This window comes from Arthrobacter sulfonylureivorans (genome assembly GCF_022637435.1).
Classification (GTDB): domain Bacteria; phylum Actinomycetota; class Actinomycetes; order Actinomycetales; family Micrococcaceae; genus Crystallibacter; species Crystallibacter sulfonylureivorans.
This window is the reverse complement of sequence record NZ_CP093326.1, coordinates 1,844,409-1,859,160: the sequence shown is the minus strand read 5'-3', so window position 1 is coordinate 1,859,160 and position 14,752 is coordinate 1,844,409. Positions and strand designations below refer to the sequence as shown.

The 14,752-nt window shown below is 66.5% G+C and carries 18 protein-coding genes; 2 read left to right on the top strand and 16 right to left on the bottom strand.

What is annotated here, in order from left to right; all coding sequences use genetic code 11:
* Nucleotides 1-32: 32 nt before the first annotated feature.
* The 11 genes from MNQ99_RS08775 to MNQ99_RS08725 form a co-directional block, all read right to left on the bottom strand.
* Nucleotides 33-356 carry a DUF2469 domain-containing protein gene (locus MNQ99_RS08775; protein WP_127514805.1) on the bottom strand — a complete coding sequence of 108 codons (324 nt, stop codon included), beginning with the start codon at nt 354-356 and terminating at the stop codon, nt 33-35.
* Between the two features lie 33 nt (nt 357-389).
* Nucleotides 390-1,088: a ribonuclease HII gene (locus MNQ99_RS08770; protein ID WP_241915156.1), complete on the bottom strand. Its 699-nt coding sequence runs from the start codon at nt 1,086-1,088 to the stop codon at nt 390-392.
* Nucleotides 1,085-1,903: a signal peptidase I gene (lepB, locus tag MNQ99_RS08765; RefSeq protein WP_241915155.1), complete on the bottom strand. Its 819-nt coding sequence runs from the start codon at nt 1,901-1,903 to the stop codon at nt 1,085-1,087. Before lepB (MNQ99_RS08765) ends, MNQ99_RS08770 begins: the two co-directional genes overlap by 4 nt.
* An 11-nt stretch (nt 1,904-1,914) precedes the next feature.
* A complete protein-coding gene (gene lepB, locus MNQ99_RS08760; protein ID WP_422387511.1) occupies nt 1,915-2,631 on the bottom strand; it encodes a signal peptidase I in 717 nt (238 codons plus the stop codon).
* A gap of 32 nt (nt 2,632-2,663) precedes the next feature.
* Entirely contained in the window at nt 2,664-3,020 is a 357-nt protein-coding gene (gene rplS, locus MNQ99_RS08755) for a 50S ribosomal protein L19 (RefSeq protein ID WP_127514798.1), read from the bottom strand.
* A gap of 371 nt (nt 3,021-3,391) precedes the next feature.
* Nucleotides 3,392-4,384, bottom strand: a complete 993-nt coding sequence (gene trmD / locus MNQ99_RS08750) for a tRNA (guanosine(37)-N1)-methyltransferase TrmD (protein ID WP_241915154.1) — start codon at nt 4,382-4,384, stop codon at nt 3,392-3,394.
* On the bottom strand, nt 4,385-4,933 hold the full coding sequence (gene rimM / locus MNQ99_RS08745) for a ribosome maturation factor RimM (RefSeq protein ID WP_127514796.1): 549 nt from the start codon (nt 4,931-4,933) through the stop codon (nt 4,385-4,387).
* 124 nt (nt 4,934-5,057) lie between these two features.
* Nucleotides 5,058-5,297: an RNA-binding protein gene (locus tag MNQ99_RS08740; RefSeq protein ID WP_127514794.1), complete on the bottom strand. Its 240-nt coding sequence runs from the start codon at nt 5,295-5,297 to the stop codon at nt 5,058-5,060.
* On the bottom strand, nt 5,297-5,722 hold the full coding sequence (rpsP, locus tag MNQ99_RS08735) for a 30S ribosomal protein S16 (protein ID WP_127514792.1): 426 nt from the start codon (nt 5,720-5,722) through the stop codon (nt 5,297-5,299). Before rpsP ends, MNQ99_RS08740 begins: the two co-directional genes overlap by 1 nt.
* 315 nt (nt 5,723-6,037) lie before the next feature.
* Nucleotides 6,038-6,523 (bottom strand): hypothetical protein, encoded by a 486-nt coding sequence (locus tag MNQ99_RS08730; protein WP_127514790.1) that lies wholly within the window; start codon nt 6,521-6,523, stop codon nt 6,038-6,040.
* 67 nt (nt 6,524-6,590) lie between these two features.
* Nucleotides 6,591-7,478, bottom strand: coding sequence for a VOC family protein (locus MNQ99_RS08725; RefSeq protein WP_241915153.1), 888 nt, complete (start codon nt 7,476-7,478; stop codon nt 6,591-6,593).
* Between the two features lie 285 nt (nt 7,479-7,763).
* Between MNQ99_RS08725 and MNQ99_RS08720 the strand changes: the two genes are divergently transcribed.
* Nucleotides 7,764-8,195 (top strand): YkvA family protein, encoded by a 432-nt coding sequence (locus tag MNQ99_RS08720; RefSeq protein ID WP_241915152.1) that lies wholly within the window; start codon nt 7,764-7,766, stop codon nt 8,193-8,195.
* On the opposite strand, the gene MNQ99_RS08715 is transcribed toward MNQ99_RS08720, so the two are convergent.
* The 4 genes from MNQ99_RS08715 to ffh all read right to left on the bottom strand — a co-directional run bounded on the left by MNQ99_RS08715 (nt 8,177) and on the right by ffh (nt 12,503).
* Nucleotides 8,177-9,418 carry a hypothetical protein gene (locus MNQ99_RS08715; protein ID WP_241915151.1) on the bottom strand — a complete coding sequence of 414 codons (1,242 nt, stop codon included), beginning with the start codon at nt 9,416-9,418 and terminating at the stop codon, nt 8,177-8,179. The two genes, MNQ99_RS08720 and MNQ99_RS08715, sit on opposite strands and share 19 nt — an antisense overlap.
* A 61-nt stretch (nt 9,419-9,479) precedes the next feature.
* Nucleotides 9,480-10,190 carry an alpha/beta hydrolase gene (locus tag MNQ99_RS08710; protein ID WP_241915150.1) on the bottom strand — a complete coding sequence of 237 codons (711 nt, stop codon included), beginning with the start codon at nt 10,188-10,190 and terminating at the stop codon, nt 9,480-9,482.
* 10 nt (nt 10,191-10,200) lie between these two features.
* Entirely contained in the window at nt 10,201-10,758 is a 558-nt protein-coding gene (locus MNQ99_RS08705; RefSeq protein WP_241915149.1) for an NUDIX hydrolase, read from the bottom strand.
* Nucleotides 10,759-10,916: 158 nt separating this feature from the next.
* On the bottom strand, nt 10,917-12,503 hold the full coding sequence (gene ffh, locus MNQ99_RS08700) for a signal recognition particle protein (RefSeq protein ID WP_127514778.1): 1,587 nt from the start codon (nt 12,501-12,503) through the stop codon (nt 10,917-10,919).
* Nucleotides 12,504-12,716: 213 nt separating this feature from the next.
* Here ffh and MNQ99_RS08695 point away from each other — a divergent pair, with 213 nt between their 5' ends.
* Nucleotides 12,717-14,174 carry a glucose-6-phosphate dehydrogenase gene (locus tag MNQ99_RS08695; protein WP_241915148.1) on the top strand — a complete coding sequence of 486 codons (1,458 nt, stop codon included), beginning with the start codon at nt 12,717-12,719 and terminating at the stop codon, nt 14,172-14,174.
* An 82-nt stretch (nt 14,175-14,256) separates the two neighbouring features.
* On the opposite strand, the gene MNQ99_RS08690 is transcribed toward MNQ99_RS08695, so the two are convergent.
* Nucleotides 14,257-14,751 (bottom strand): HNH endonuclease signature motif containing protein, encoded by a 495-nt coding sequence (locus MNQ99_RS08690; protein ID WP_241915147.1) that lies wholly within the window; start codon nt 14,749-14,751, stop codon nt 14,257-14,259.
* Nucleotide 14,752: the final 1 nt, after the last annotated feature.

Here is a 14,752-nt window from a genome sequence, read left to right as displayed (position 1 = left end):
GCCGCCGCGGCAGCCAACCGCTAGGCATCAGGTCAGCCGCCGAGGCCGTCCTTGGGCAGGGTGAGGTCGTCGTTCTTGGTCAGTTCCTCCACGTTGACGTCCTTGAACGTGATCACGCGGACGGACTTCACGAACCGGGCGGAGCGGTAGACGTCCCAGACCCACGCGTCCTGCAGGGTCAGGTCGAAGTAGACCTCGCCGTCGGCCGAGCGGGCCTGTAGGTCAACATGGTTGGCCAGGTAGAAGCGGCGCTCCGTCTCCACGACGTAGCTGAACAGGCCGGCGACATCACGGTACTCCCGGTAGAGCTGCAGCTCCATGTCGGTTTCATAGTTCTCAAGGTCTTCGGCGCTCATGTATCCATCCTGCCCCAGATTGGCTGGCGGTGTTTAGTTGGCGATGTCAACCGCGGGCATCAGCGGCTGCTCCGGGGTCAGCCGCCAGCTCCGGCGGTGCAGATCGGACGGGCCGACGCCCAGCAAGGCTGCGCGGTGTGCGGCGGTGGCGTAGCCCTTGTTGATCTCCCAGGCGTACTCCGGGTAGTCGGTCGCATAGCCGGTCATCATCGCGTCACGCTCAACCTTGGCCAGCACACTGGCGGCCGCTACGCTGAGGCACTGCAGGTCCGCCTTGATCCGCGTCAGGACCGGGGCGTCGCAGCCCGGCTGGGCGGCGTCGTCGAACAATGACGGCTCCCCGGCGGAGAGCCAGTCGTGGTTGCCGTCCAAAATCACGATGTCCGGGCGGGCGGTGGCCACCACCTGGCCCCAGGCGCGGGCGCCGGCGAGCCGCATGGCCGCCATCAGGCCCAGCGCGTCGATTTCCGCGGCGCTGGCGTGGCCCACGCCGTAGGCCAGTGCCCATTTCTGGATCTTGGGCACCAGTGCCACGCGATCGGCCGGGGTGAGCAGCTTGCTATCGCGCACGCCGCGGATCTGTTTGGCCGAGGTCGCGTCGATGGCCACCATGCCTACACTGACCGGACCGGCGAGGGCACCGCGGCCCACTTCGTCCGCGCCGGCGACCAATTTGTGTCCGGCCTCGACGAACGAACGCTCAAAACGCAGCGTGGGGGCTTTAGTTGTCACTGGGACTCGTTCTGACGGGAAATGGCAGGCGGCTCCGTGCCGGTCGCCGCGGAAGGTGCCGGAACGCCGTCGAACACTTCCGGATAGTTGCCCAGGAAGCCCAGCCGGTCCAGCGGCCAGGCGATGACGCTGGCCTTGCCCTCGACGGATTCCACGTCGACGAAGCCCTTCGACGCTTCGTCCTGGTGCTCGCGCGAGTCCGCGGAATGATTCCGGTTGTCGCCCATGACCCAGATTTTACCCTCGGGCACGGTCACGTCGAAGGGGATCCGTGTGTTGTCCGAGCCGGGCGCCAGATAAGGCGACTCGTCCAGCGGTTCGCCGTTGACCGAGATCCGGCCGTCGGCGTCGCAACAGACCACCTGGTCTCCGCCCATGCCGATGACGCGCTTGACCAGATGCTGCTGCGAGGCATCGGGCATCAAGCCCACGAACGTGAGGAACTGCTGGAACCAGTTGCCGGCGTTGTGCTCCCCGTTGGGGGGCAGCCAGCTGAGATCGTCCTGGAAGACCACCACGTCGCCGCGGGTGAGCGCAAATGGCTGGGGCACCAACAGGTTGACGAATATCCGGTCGTCCACCTCCAGCGTGTCCTCCATCGAGGTAGACGGAATGAAGAAGGCACGGAAGAGGAACGTCTTGATCAGGAAAGAAAGGACGACGGCGACCGCGACGATCGTGGCGATCTCCTTCAGCCACGACAACAGCGAGTTAGGCCCGGCGTTCTTGCGTTTGCGGTTTTTACGATCGCGCTTCTGCGGCCCGGAGGCGTCCGGCTGGTACCCGCCAGTGTCCTTCGGGTCGTCCTGGTCCATGCTCACTATCCTCAATTCTCCGCGGGCTGGTCCGCCGGCTGGGAACCCAACTGTATCCGGTCCAACCCGGCCGCCCTGTCCAACGGCCAGATGATGCTCAGCGGCCGGCCGATGACCCGCTCAACTGGAACCATGCCCCCGCCGGGCGCACCCAGGAGGGCACGGGAATCGGCGGAGGCGGAGCGATGGTCCCCCATCAACCACAATCTATCTTTGGGCACCTCAACGGAGAACTTCATATCACTGGGCGCGTCGCCGTCGAAAATGTAGTCCTCCTGCACCGCTTCACCGTTGACCTGCAGGCGGCCGTCCGGACCGCAGCATTTGACGGTGTCCCCCGGCAGTCCGATCACGCGCTTGACGTAGATGGTGTCGCTGCCTGCCACGCCCAGCCACTGGCCGGCCTGCTGCAGGAGATCCACGAACGGGGAGTTGCCGCTGTTGAAGGGCGCGAACGAGCCACGGCCGTCGAAGACCACCAGGTCGCCGCGCCGAATTTCACCGAAGTGGTAGTCGGTGCGCGAGACCAGCACGCGGTCTCCGGTCTCCAGCAGCGGCTCCATGGAACCGGAGGGAATGAAGTACACGTCCACCAGAGTGGCCCGCACGATGGCGCTGAGCACCACCGCGCAGACCACGATGGCCAACACAAAACGCCAGCCCGGAAGTCCGGACCGGCGTCTTGGCGGTTCCCCGGAAGTGTCCGGGGAACCAGAGATTTGCTGCACTGCTTAAGTCAAGAAGCTGCTGGTGGGCAGCTTTACTTGGCGGTGCCGAAGTCGCGCTTCTCCTTGATGCGGGCAGCCTTACCGTGGCGCTTGCGCATGTAGTACAGCTTGGCGCGGCGAACGTCACCCTTGGTCACGACCTCGATGTGGTCGATGATCGGGGAGTGCACCGGGAAGGTACGCTCCACGCCCACGCCGAAGGAAACCTTGCGGACGGTGAAGGTCTCGCGGACACCATGGCCCTGGCGGCCCATCACGTAACCCTGGAAAACCTGGATACGGGCGGTCTTGCCTTCGATGATGTTCACGTGCACCTTGACGGTATCGCCGGCGCGGAACTCGGGAACGTCGCGCAGGGATGCTGCGTCGACAGAGTCGAGGATATGCATTTCTCACTCCTGGTGAACGCCACAGGTCATTCACTTTGGTTACGGCGCGACGGCCAGACCGGGGCCTGCAACAGTCGCTGCCGAAATTCAAGAACCGGCTCGTCCGGGAATCGGCGGCCGGCGAATCCAGCTGTTGGCAGCGCTCCCCCTGTGGCAGGATCGCGCCCAGCGGACACAATCCTCTATTTTGCCACATCGCGCGGCCGAAGCTCTAATTCCGTCGAAATTCCGTCCTCGCTGCGACAACCGGTCCCGGCTGCGAGGTCAGGGCACACCGCGAGGTCGGGGCACACCGCGAGGTCGGGGGCAGGCTCCGAGATCGGGGGCAACAACCCCTGACGTGGCGGGCAGATATCCCCCTGGCTGCGAGGTCAGGGAGTGTGCGGGGTCGCTTCGGCGGCGACCCCTGACTTCGGCGTAGCCGGCAAAACCTGCGTCGGGGTGATGGCGTAGCCGAGCGTGCTGAGGGTGGCGCGGTCGGCCGTGTCCAGCGTCTCCGGATCCAGCGCCAGGATCAAATCCGGGCGGCGTTCGGCGGTGCGGCGCAGTTGCTCGTCGCGGCGGTGCCGGGCGATCTTGGCGTGGTTGCCGCTCAGCAACACTTCCGGAATGCCACGGCCACGCCAATCCGACGGCTTGGTGTAGACGGGATACTCCAGCAGTCCGTCCGAGTGCGACTCTTCCACCAGAGATTCGGGATTGCCGACGACGCCGGGCACCAGCCGGCCGACGGCTTCAACCATGGCCAGCACGGCAACCTCTCCCCCGTTGAGCACGTAGTCGCCAAGGCTGACCGGCCGCACGCGGAAATGCTCAGCGGCCCACTCGAGGACACGCTCGTCAATGCCTTCGTACCGGCCGCACGCGAAGACCAAGTGATCCTCGGTGGCGAGTTCGTAGGCAAGGGCCTGGTTGAACACCTCTCCGGCGGGCGAGGGGACGATCAGGATCGGGCGTGCGGCGTCGGGCTGCACGGGGGTCGGCGCGGTCTGGGTCTCCACGCGTTCGCTGGCGCTCACTTGGTCGACCACCGGGGTGGCGCTCACTTGGTCGACCACCGGGGTGGTCGGCGCGATCTGGGTCTCCACGCGTTCGCTGGCGCTCACTTGGTCGGCCGCCGGGGTGCCGGCCGCCGGGGTGGCGACCAGTGATTCGAGGGCTTGGGCCCAGGGCTCCGGCTTCATGACCATGCCGGCGCCGCCGCCGTACGGCGTGTCGTCGACGGTGCGGTGGCGGTCGGTGGTGAAATCGCGCAGGTCATGCACCTTCAACTGCAGGAGTCCGTCCTGGCGGGCTTTGCCAATCAGCGACAGGTCCAGCGCGGCCAGGTACTCCGGGAAGATGCTGACGACGTCGATGCGCACCTAGCGCTCCCCCTCGCCGTCGTCGGGGGTTTCCTGCGTGTCGGGCGCGTTCAGCTCAAACAGCCCGGCCGGCGGCGTGAGCCGGACGAAACCGGCTTCCACATCGACCTCCGGCACGATGGCTTCGACGAACGGCACCAGCACTTCCTCGCCGTCGACATTTTCCACTATCAGCAGATCCTGGGCGGGCAGCGTGTTCAGTCCGGACACCTTGCCGACCACCTCATCCCCCACGCGCACGTCGAGGCCGACCAGTTCGTGTTCGTACCAGGCATCGTCGTCGTCCTGGACGTCGTCAGTATCGATGAAGAGCTTGGCGCCGCGGAGTTCTTCGGCACCGTTGCGGTCCGAGACTTCATGGAAGCCCAGCAGCAGGATGTCCTTGTTCCAGCGGGCGCTGCTCACGGTCAGCGGCCCGAGGCGCGCCGGCTCCACGGTCAGCTCGACGTCGGGCACAAAGCGATCGGCCGGAGCATCGGTCAGCACCTGTACGGTGACCTCGCCCCGAATGCCGTGCGGCTTGCCGATCCGGGCAACTTGTAGCTGCATGCAGACTCCTTGGATAAACGTCCGTCGGGTGAAAAACGTCCGGCCCCTGGACCATTAGCTGGTACAGGGGCCGGAGGTTATGGAAATGGGTGCCCGGCATGACGCCGGGCAGCGCCGATCCGGATCAGCGTCGGCGGTCGGTGTCCACCACGTCGACGCGGACCTGCTCATCGGCCAAGGCGTTCACCACGGTGCGCAGTGCGCGGGCGGTGCGGCCCTGGCGGCCGATGACGCGGCCCAGATCCTCCGGGTGAACACGCACCTCGATGATGTCACCGCGGCGGTTGTTCTTCTGCGTGACCTTGACGTCCTCGGGACTGTCAACGATCCCGCGGACCAGATGATCGAGCGCTTCGGCCAGCATTACTCAGCCTTTTCGGCTTCGTCTGCAGCTTCCTCGGCCGGAGCCTCGGCAGCTTCTTCCTTCTTGGCCTTCGGGGTGATGGCCTCGGGGATGATCACGGAGCCCTTTTCGGGAGCCACGAAGGCTTCCTTGGCTTCCTTGGTCTTGAGAGTGCCTTCCTGGCCCTCAATACCCTTGAACTTCTGCCAATCGCCGGTGATCTTGAGCAGGACAGCAGCCTGTTCGGTCGGCTGCGCGCCGACGCCGAGCCAGTACTGGGCGCGCTCGGAGTTGATCTCGATGAACGAGGGCTCTTCGGTCGGGTGGTACTGCCCGATCTCTTCGATGGCACGGCCGTCGCGCTTGGCGCGGGAATCCATGACAACGACGCGGTAGTGGGCAGAGAACTTCTTACCGAAGCGCTTAAGGCGAATCTTTACGGCCACTGTTGTGGTCACTCCTGGTTCTGAAAATGGGCGAACCCGTATGTCTGCTCCCGTGGGGCGGGCCATGGTTGGGGTTCAAAGGACAAGATGCATACACGGAGAGAGGGGCCGCGCAGATCGAGTACCTGTCTATTGTGCCAGATAGGAACCAATCCGCGCGACTCGACGGCGGTGTTGGATTTGCGGCGGGTCTCCACGCGTTCGCTGGCGCTCACTTGGTCGAACACCGGATGGGGGCGCGATGCTTTCGCTGGGCGGGCCTCCACGCGTTCGCTAGCGCTCACTGGGTCGACCACCGAGCAGATGTCCGCCGGGCTAGGCTTCGGCGGTGCTGGACCAGACGTAGAGCTGCTGGCGTTCGGCCTGCTCGGCCTGCGAGGCCAGCTGCGCGATCCGGCGGACGTGATCCTCGGCGATCTCGCCGCTGAACGGCATGTCCTCTTCGGCAGCCCACAATGCGGCGACCTCCGGGATCAAGGAGTCACCGGCGTCGTCGGTGTGGGTCAAGAGCTCAGCCAGCGACTGGACCATGGCGTCCGAGGCCACCATCAGGTAGTCGCTGGAGACGTCCGCCATGTCCAGCGACTCGCCGCCGGCGGCTCCGACCGCCTTGGCAGCCAGGCCGCCGAGGATCTCAACCTCCAGGTCGGTGACGCCATTGAGGCGGAGGCTGGGGGCATCCCCGACCGCTGCCATGGGCCCGTCGGTTTCGCCGCGGGATTCGACGCTGGCCTCGAGTTCTGCGGCGCGCCGGACGGCGGCATCGTGGGTGGCAACGAAGATTTCGGTGGTTCCGGACATGTGCAAGCCCTTCCGCGGCTAGACCGATGGTTCTCTTTCAGCCTAGCCGCAGCGGGCGGATTTCCGCTTAGCCGACGGCGATGCGCAGCTGGTTGCGCCACGGGTCCTCGAAGCGCAGCTCGGCGCCGGTGTGGTGATGCGAGATGCCTGCGCTGGTCAGCCGTTCGGCCAGGGCGCCCACTTCGTCGTCGGTCGGCACGTGGATGAGCACTTCACCCAGGCCCAGGGTGTCCTTGCGCGGGCCTGCGCCGCGGCTGTTCCAGACGTTCATGGCCATGTGGTGGTGGTAGCCGCCGGCGGCGACGAACAGCGCCTGGCCGTGCCAGCCGGCAGTGCGCTCGAAGCCGAGGGTCTTCACGTAGAACTCTTCGGCCGTGTGAGTGTCGCCGACCTGCAGGTGCACGTGGCCGATCCCGGCGCCCGACTGGCGCTGGCTGGCGAGTGACTCCTCGGTCAGGTGGCTCTGCAGGTAGGTCTGGGGATTCAGGGCCAGGCTGTCCATGTGGACCTCCTTGCCCTCGGCCGTTTCGTTCCACGACCACTGGTCGCGCGGGCGGTCCCAGTAGAGCTCAATGCCGTTGCCCTCCGGGTCGGTGAAGTAGAACGCCTCGCTGACCAAGTGGTCGGCGCTGCCCGTGAAGCGGGAGGGATCGGTCTGCGCCGCTGTGGCCACGGTGGCCGCCAGGTCAGACTGGTTCTCGAACAGGAAGGCGGTGTGGAACAGGCCGGCTTCACCGCGTGACGGCAACTGCAGCCCGGTGGCCGGCGCCAAGTGGAGCAGCGGTGTGGTGCCGCGGCCCAAGAAAACCCCGCCGAGTCCCTCCGAGACAGGATCCAGCCCCAGCGCCTGCTGGTAGTAGTTGGTCATGTTCTTCATGTCCCCCACCTTGAGCATCACGGTGCCCATGCTGAGGTCGGAGGAGAGCAGGTCCTGGGGGCTTACTTGAAAGTTCATGTAAATATAATACTTGAAGCTTCACGTTTATTCCAGTCCGCTGTTCTTGGGTCTGAGAGTCCCGCTGCTCACTCTGTCCGGACCAGCACGGCCTACCAGGCGGCAGTTGATCAGCGCCGCCGGGCCGGGCGGCTGTTGTTCAGCGCCGCCGGGCCGGGCGGCGGTTGATCAGCGCCGCCGGGCCAGCCGGCAGCTGATCTCGACGCAGGCCTGCCTTCAGCCGATCTCACGCCGGACCCGGCCGGTAACCTGATCCAAAGGGTCACTACGAGTCAGGATGCTGCGATGCAATGGTGGGAACCGGTCCTCGCCGTGGCCGGCGGGCTGGCCCTGTTGTATGCCCTGATGCTGCTGGCCTTGTGGGGGTACGCGCGGCGCCATCCGGACACCGTCCGCATGCGGGACGCCTTGCGCCTGTTGCCGGATCTGCTCCGCCTCTTGCGTCGGCTGGCGGCGGACCCGGAACTGCCGGTCCGGACGCGGCTGCTGCCGCTCCTGCTGCTGGCCTATCTGGCCTCGCCCATCGACTTGGTTCCCGATTTTGTCCCGGTGCTCGGCTACGCCGACGACGTGCTGGTGGCCGCCTGGCTGCTGCGCGCGATGGTCCGGTTGGCGGGACCGGATCCGCTGCGCCGGCATTGGCCCGGCACCGAGGCCGGACTCGGCGCCATCGAACGGCTGGCCGGGGTTTCCGGGGATCAGCGGCGCCGACGGTAAGCCAGGTAGCCGCCCAACGCCACATCCCCGGCGGCCTGCAGCACCAGCCCCAGTGCGCCGGCGCGCAGCAGCCGGGCACTGGCCGGCCGGCGGCCCGCGGCCCGGAACAGCAGCGCAGCACCGGTGGCCGCGGCGGCGGCGCTGCCGGCCAGCATGCCGGGGCGTGCGACGACGGCGCGCTGCCAGGCGGCCAGCGGCCCCCTCCCTTCGGCGGGGGTACTGGCCAGTTCAAGCAGTGCTTTGCCGATTGATTGGACCGGGAGGTTCTCCATTCCGGGGACCCGGTCGGGCTGCAGCGATCCTTCGGCCAGCCGTGCGGCGACCGGCGGCAGTCCCAGGAGTTGGCCGGCGCGGGCCAGGATTCCCGGCTCGTCCGGTGAGGCCATCAGCTCCTGCAGTCCTTGAATGGCCCCCTGTTCCAGTCCGAGGACTTCGCTGAGCCGCCGCGGATCGGGACCTTCAGGATGCACAATCCGGCCGAGCAGCCGCAGCGCTTCGGCATCGGCGCGGGAGGCCGACGGGAACGGCTTGGCCGGCCCCTCCCAGGCGTGCCAGAAACTGGTGTCCGGGTCGCGCCGGGTACCGGGCAGCCATGCCTCGACAGCGCGGAAACCGTCCAAGTCCATCAACGCCACGATGGGTTTGGCAGAGGCCGGCCAGTTGTAGAGCCCTGGCGCTGCCTCGCCGTGAACCAGCACGACGCGCTGTCCAGATGCGGGCGCGTCAGGGCTTCCCTTACCGGGCTCCAGGACGTGGACTTCCACACCGTTGATGGCGCCGAACATCATCAGGTCTTCGCGCCGGAACTTGCCTACCAGTACGGTGCGCAGCTCAGCGGCGTCCGGCGCTTCGTACTCCTCGGCGTCGTCGGGTTCGGGCACGGCTTCCAGTTCCAGCGCGGCTTCCGGTGCTGGCGCCTCGTATTCAATGCCGTCAATCTCCACAGCCGCCCCCAGATCGGCGGAGAGCCCGCGGACCAGGGCCGCGACGTCCGGGCCCGGCACCGCCTTGCCTGCGGTATCCAAGACTGCCGCGCGCTGTTCCGGGTTCACGGCCAGCAGCACGGACACCACGCTGTCGCCGGGCTGCGGAACTCCCCCGGCGAAGGCGCCCAGCAGGGACCGGTTGGTGAATTGCTGCTGCAGTGCCGCCACGCCGGCCTCGTCCAGCGGCCATGGCCACCACAGTTGTCCGGACGCCGGTTCCCAGCCTGTTTGGTTCATAGCTCAACGCTAGCAACCTCTGGTCGGTCCGGCTGCGCAGCGACGGGCGGAAATCCTCGGGTCAGTCCGGCAGCGCCTTGCGGGCCAGGAAGGCTTCCAGAAGTGCATGGCCTCCGTCCGAATCCTGCGGACGGTGATCCCCGCCGGCGTGGCGGTGGATGGCGCCGGTGCCGGCCAGGTAGTGGGCCACTTCCTCATACAGCGGCTCCCAACCGCCGGTGACCACCAGCGTGGGCAGGCCCGGGACAATGTGCAGCGGCGCGTTCCACGGCGGCGCCTGCAGCCGGGCCCGCTTAGCCTGTGCCCGGTCGGCCGCGGTGGCCAGCGGCAGCGCTTCGGCCCCGACCACCAGCCGGACGAACTCGCGCTGGTACTCCTCATCGGTCAGCTCACCTCGGGCGGCGAACAACGGTTCCAGCCGTTGGCGGTAGGCACGGGTGGCGGGCAAGTCTGCGGTCAAGGATAGGCATGCCGGCTCGAACAGCGTCAGCGAATGCACCTTGTCCGGGTGCTCCACGGCTGCCATCATGGCGGCGACGGCGCCCTGCGCGTGTGCCACCACATGCGCTCCGGCGCCGAGATGCCCGCCGACGATCCGGGCGTCTTCATCAAAGTCGGTCGGCAGCGGTTCGGCCTGCAGATCAAAGCCGTGGCGGCGGAGGAAAAGGCAGTCGAAACGTCCGGCCAGCCGGTGCTGATGCGGCCAGGCCGCGGCACCGAAGCTGTCCGTGCCGTGGACAAAGACCACTCGTTCTCCGCTGCCGAATGCCATGGGAGAAATACTAAACGCCGGACCCGACAGTTCCTTTGGAGCCGCCCGCTGGCTCGGGTTCCCAGACCTGCGGCGCCAACTCGCGTTCCGGCACGCGCGGCTGCGCTGTCCGCAGCACCTGCCCGTTGCGCAGTTCCACCACGGTGAGCAGTTCGTGGGCGCGGAGCCCGGCGGCCAACTGGGCGGACTGCGCACTGTCCAGGACCGCTTCGGCCTGCTCGACCGGAAGGAAGACCGCCTGTCCCCCGGCACCCGCGGCGAGCTCACCGCCGTCGTACGTTCCGCCGTCGTACACAAAGGTGATGGCTTCGCCCGCTGCGACGGCTACCGGCAGGTAGTCGAGCGCCAGGATGCGCCCCGGCGGCACCGGCAGGGAGGATTCGGCGAGCACGCGGGACGCAGCGGACCGCGGGTCTTCGCCCGGCCGGACCGCAGCAGCCGGCAGAGAGGGGCCACCGGCGCCCTCCACCAACACCACGGAACCGCCGACGCTGCGTACGATGACCACGACGGCGGCCTGCCGCCTTCCGACCGGGCGGTCCACGCCGCTGTGTGCCTGCTCTGCCACAAAACTCCTTCGCTGCGCTGCCTCGCCGGTGGGGCTTCACGGCCCTCGTCGTCGTCGCCGAAACGATTCAGCAACCCAGCTTACCTTCACCCCTCATGCCAAGTGCCCCGCCGGACTTCACCGGCGGGGCACTCATCATGCATAGGGAATCTGACGGACTACTTGCCGAGGAACTTCTCGAAGCCCTTGGGCAGGTTCAGCGCCGACGGATCAAAATCCTGTCCGTCCTGCGGGGCGCCGAAGGCACTTCCGGCCGGAACCGATGCCTTGTTCTTGCGCCGCTCCTCGGCCTCGCGCAGTTCCTGCGCCGCCTTGGCCGGGTTGCCGGAGCGGGTCTTCTTCTTGCCCTTGGCGGCCTGCTGCTTCTTGCGTGCGCCGCCGAAACCGCCGGGGCCGGCCACGCCGGGCATACCCGGAATGCCGCCACCCTGCGCCATCTTCTTCATCATCTTCTGGGCCTGGCCGAAGCGCTCCAGCAGGCCGTTGACTTCGGAGACGTGGACACCGGAGCCCTTGGCAATGCGGGCGCGGCGGGAACCGTTGAGGATCTTCGGGGCGACACGCTCGTGCGGGGTCATTGACCGGACGATCGCCTCCACGCGGTCAATCTCGCGCTCGTCGAAATTCTCCAGCTGCTGGCGCATGTTGGCGGCGCCGGGCATCATCATGAGCATCTTCTTCATCGAGCCCATTTTGCGGATCTGCTGCATCTGGGCGAGGAAGTCGTCCAGCGTGAAGTCTTCCTGGTCGGCGAATTTCTGCGCCATCCGCTCGGCTTCGCCCTTGTCCCAGGACTTTTCCGCCTGCTCGATCAGGGTGAGAATATCGCCCATGTCCAGGATGCGGTTGGCCATCCGGTCCGGGTGGAAGATCTCGAAGTCGTCCAGGTTCTCGCCGGTGGACGCGAACATCACGGGCTTGCCTGTTACCGACGCGACGGAGAGCGCCGCACCGCCGCGGGCATCGCCGTCGAGCTTGGAAAGGACGACGCCGGTGAAGTTGACGCCTTCGTTGAACGCCTGCGCGGTATTGACCGCGTCCTGACCAATCATTGCGTCGATCACGAAGAGGACTTCGTCCGGGTTGATGGCGGCGCGGATGTCCGCGGCCTGCTGCATCATCTCGGCGTCGACGCCCAACCGGCCGGCGGTGTCCACGATGACCACGTCGTACAGCTTCTGCCGCGCTTCGGCAATGCCGTCGCGGGCCACGGCCACCGGATCGCCGGTCACCGAATCGAACTCGGACTGCACGCCCGGGTGCGGGGCGAAGACGGGCACGCCGGCGCGCTGACCGTTGACCTGAAGCTGGGTCACGGCGTTGGGGCGCTGCAGGTCGGCGGCAACCAGCAACGGACTGTGGCCCTGACCCTTGAACCACTTGGACAGCTTGCCCGCCAGCGTGGTCTTACCGGCGCCCTGCAGACCGGCGAGCATGATCACGGTCGGCGGGTTCTTGGCCAGCTTAATGCGGCGGGTCTCGCCGCCGAGGATGTTGACCAGTTCGTCGTTGACGATCTTGACGACCTGCTGGCCCGGGTTCAGGGCGCCCGAGACTTCCTCGCCCAGAGCGCGTTCCTTCACATGGGCGGTGAACTCGCGCACCACGGGCACGGCAACGTCGGCGTCTAGCAGGGCACGCCGGATCTCGCGCACGGTGGCATCGACGTCGGCCTCGGACAGGCGTCCCTTGCCGCGCAGATTCTTGAAGGTTGAGGTCAACCGGTCAGAGAGTGAATTGAACACGCGCCGTGTCTACTTTCGTCGATCTGGTTCACAATCCCCGGGCCACGCCGGAGTTCAGCTCTTAAGGGTATCAACTGGCGGTGGCCTCAGTCGCGCCCCCATGTGACTTCCCTTCTGCGGACGCCGGAACCAGGCTGGTATGCCAGTCCCGCCTTCCCGCAACTGCCACCGGTACCGTTCCCTCCGGATCACAGCCGTGGCAAGGTGGGAATCGTGAGCGCTGAACAGACCCACACCAAGGACGCTTCCTCCCCCTACGCCAGCGGGCCGACGCAGATCCGCACACTGCTCATCCTGGGGGCCTCCGGCGATCTGACCGGCAGGCTGCTGCTGCCGGGGCTGGGCAAGCTGATTGCTCAGGGCATAACCACCGGGCTTAAACTTGTGGGCGCCGGCTCCGATGACTGGGACGCAGCGCGCTGGCAGCAACGCGTCAGCGGGGCCTTCGATTCCTGCGCTGGCGCCGCGAACGACGACGGACGGCAGCAACTGCTCGACATCCAGCAGGACCCCCAGTACCACTCGGTTGACGTGACGGCCGAGGGTGCCCTGGCCAAACTGCTGGCGGTGCTGGAAGGCCCGGTGGCCGTGTTCTTCGCCCTGCCGCCGGCCGTCAGCCAGAAAGCGTGCGAAGTGCTCCGGCCTGAGGACGTGCCGGAGGGGACACGTTTGGTGCTGGAGAAACCGTTCGGCACCAGCCTGGAGTCGGCCGAATTGCTGAACAAGACGTTGCTGAAACTAGTCCCGGAGGACCATATCCACCGGGTGGATCACTTCCTCGGCAAGGCGACGGTCTTCAACATTCTGGGCCTGCGCTTCGCCAACCGTCTATTGGAACCGCTGCTCAGCAACGAACACGTGGCCAAAGTGGAGATTTTCTACGACGAGTACCTGGCTCTGGAAGGGCGCGCCCGCTACTACGACGGCGCCGGCGCCCTGCGGGACATGATCCAAAGCCACTTGTTGCAGGTAATGGCGCTGACGGCTTTGAACCCGCCGGCCACACTCAAGGAGCGGGACCTGCGCGACCACATCGGCAGTGTGATGCGAGCTAGCAGCGTCGACCCCGATTTCGCCAAGAGCACCCGGCGAGCCCGCTATACCGCAGGCCGCATCGGCGAACGTGACATCCCCGATTACACCGGAGAACAGGGCGTTGACCCCTCGCGGAAAACAGAAACCCTTGCTGAAGTCGAGGTTTCCATCAACAACAGCCGTTGGGCGGGCGTGCCGTTCATCCTGCGCTCAGGCAAGGCGTTGGCCAAGCCGAAGAAGGAAGTCATCATCACCTTCAAGCCGGTCAATCACCTGCCTGTGGGATTCAAAGGCGTCGACTCGCCTACCCGATTGAGGATCGGCCTTGGGCCCGAAACCCTTCAACTGGAGATCGATGTCAACGGCCCGAGTGACCTCTTCACGCTGGACCGGGCCGTGCTGGAGGCAGATTTGCACGCGGCCGATCTGCTGCCCTACGGCGAAGTCTTGGAAGGCGTGCTGCACGGCGACCCGCTGTTGTCTGTCCGTGGAGACATCGCCGAGGACTGCTGGCGAATTGTCGAACCAGTACTCAAGGCTTGGGAAAACGACGTGGTACCGCTGGAAGAGTATGAGGCCGGCAGCAACGGTCCTGCCGACTGGGACACGTCCCGGAGCGACAATCCGCTGCCCTGATTGGAAGCGCCGCGGATACGTGACGCCATGGGAATCGCCGCGCAGAGGCAGCGCCCGGAATAGGTAGCGTCGTTCCCACCCATCAGAAGGGTGGTGGCGTTTCGTCGCATGGTTCGCCATCCTCTCCGTCAACGGACCGTTCTGCTGCGCTTTTGTCCTGGTTCGTTGTGTTGCTGGCCCGGTCCTCTGCTGTGGGGTAGGTGATTGCCCAGCCTTCGTCGGGGGTGGTGGTGTGGGTGTGTCCGGAGCGGGTGGTGAAGTGCAGGGTGCCGTCGTTGTCCTGGGTGACGCTGCCGCCGCCGTGGTGTTTGGTTTTGTGACCGGGTTTGCAGTGGGCGCTGAGGTTCTCGGGCACTGTTTTGCCGCCGTCTTCCCAGGCGATGGTGTGGTCGATGTCGCATTGGTCGGCGGGCACGGTGCAGCCGAATTCGCGGCAGTGCCGGTCGCGTAGCCGGATGAGGCGTTTGAGCCATTCGGGCGGGATCCGCAGGTCTTTGGCGGCGGCGATGGCTTGGCCGAAGTCGTCGGTGAGCACGAGGAGCCAGGAGGTGGCCAGTGCGGTGAGGTTGCGGGTCATC

What these genes read in the sequence shown, in the direction of transcription:
- MNQ99_RS08725 (WP_241915153.1), bottom strand. Translation starts at nt 7,478, where the DNA reads ATGAACTTTCAAGTAAGCCCCCAGGACCTGCTCTCCTCCGACCTCAGC.
- MNQ99_RS08715 (WP_241915151.1), bottom strand. Translation starts at nt 9,418, where the DNA reads ATGAACCAAACAGGCTGGGAACCGGCGTCCGGACAACTGTGGTGGCCA.
- MNQ99_RS08740 (WP_127514794.1), bottom strand. Translation starts at nt 5,297, where the DNA reads ATGCTGGCCGAAGCGCTCGATCATCTGGTCCGCGGGATCGTTGACAGT.
- MNQ99_RS08690 (WP_241915147.1), bottom strand. Translation starts at nt 14,751, where the DNA reads ATGACCCGCAACCTCACCGCACTGGCCACCTCCTGGCTCCTCGTGCTC.
- MNQ99_RS08730 (WP_127514790.1), bottom strand. Translation starts at nt 6,523, where the DNA reads ATGTCCGGAACCACCGAAATCTTCGTTGCCACCCACGATGCCGCCGTC.
- rplS (WP_127514798.1), bottom strand. Translation starts at nt 3,020, where the DNA reads ATGCATATCCTCGACTCTGTCGACGCAGCATCCCTGCGCGACGTTCCC.
- rimM (WP_127514796.1), bottom strand. Translation starts at nt 4,933, where the DNA reads ATGCAGCTACAAGTTGCCCGGATCGGCAAGCCGCACGGCATTCGGGGC.
- MNQ99_RS08710 (WP_241915150.1), bottom strand. Translation starts at nt 10,190, where the DNA reads ATGGCATTCGGCAGCGGAGAACGAGTGGTCTTTGTCCACGGCACGGAC.
- lepB (WP_241915155.1), bottom strand. Translation starts at nt 1,903, where the DNA reads ATGGACCAGGACGACCCGAAGGACACTGGCGGGTACCAGCCGGACGCC.
- MNQ99_RS08775 (WP_127514805.1), bottom strand. Translation starts at nt 356, where the DNA reads ATGAGCGCCGAAGACCTTGAGAACTATGAAACCGACATGGAGCTGCAG.
- MNQ99_RS08720 (WP_241915152.1), top strand. Translation starts at nt 7,764, where the DNA reads ATGCAATGGTGGGAACCGGTCCTCGCCGTGGCCGGCGGGCTGGCCCTG.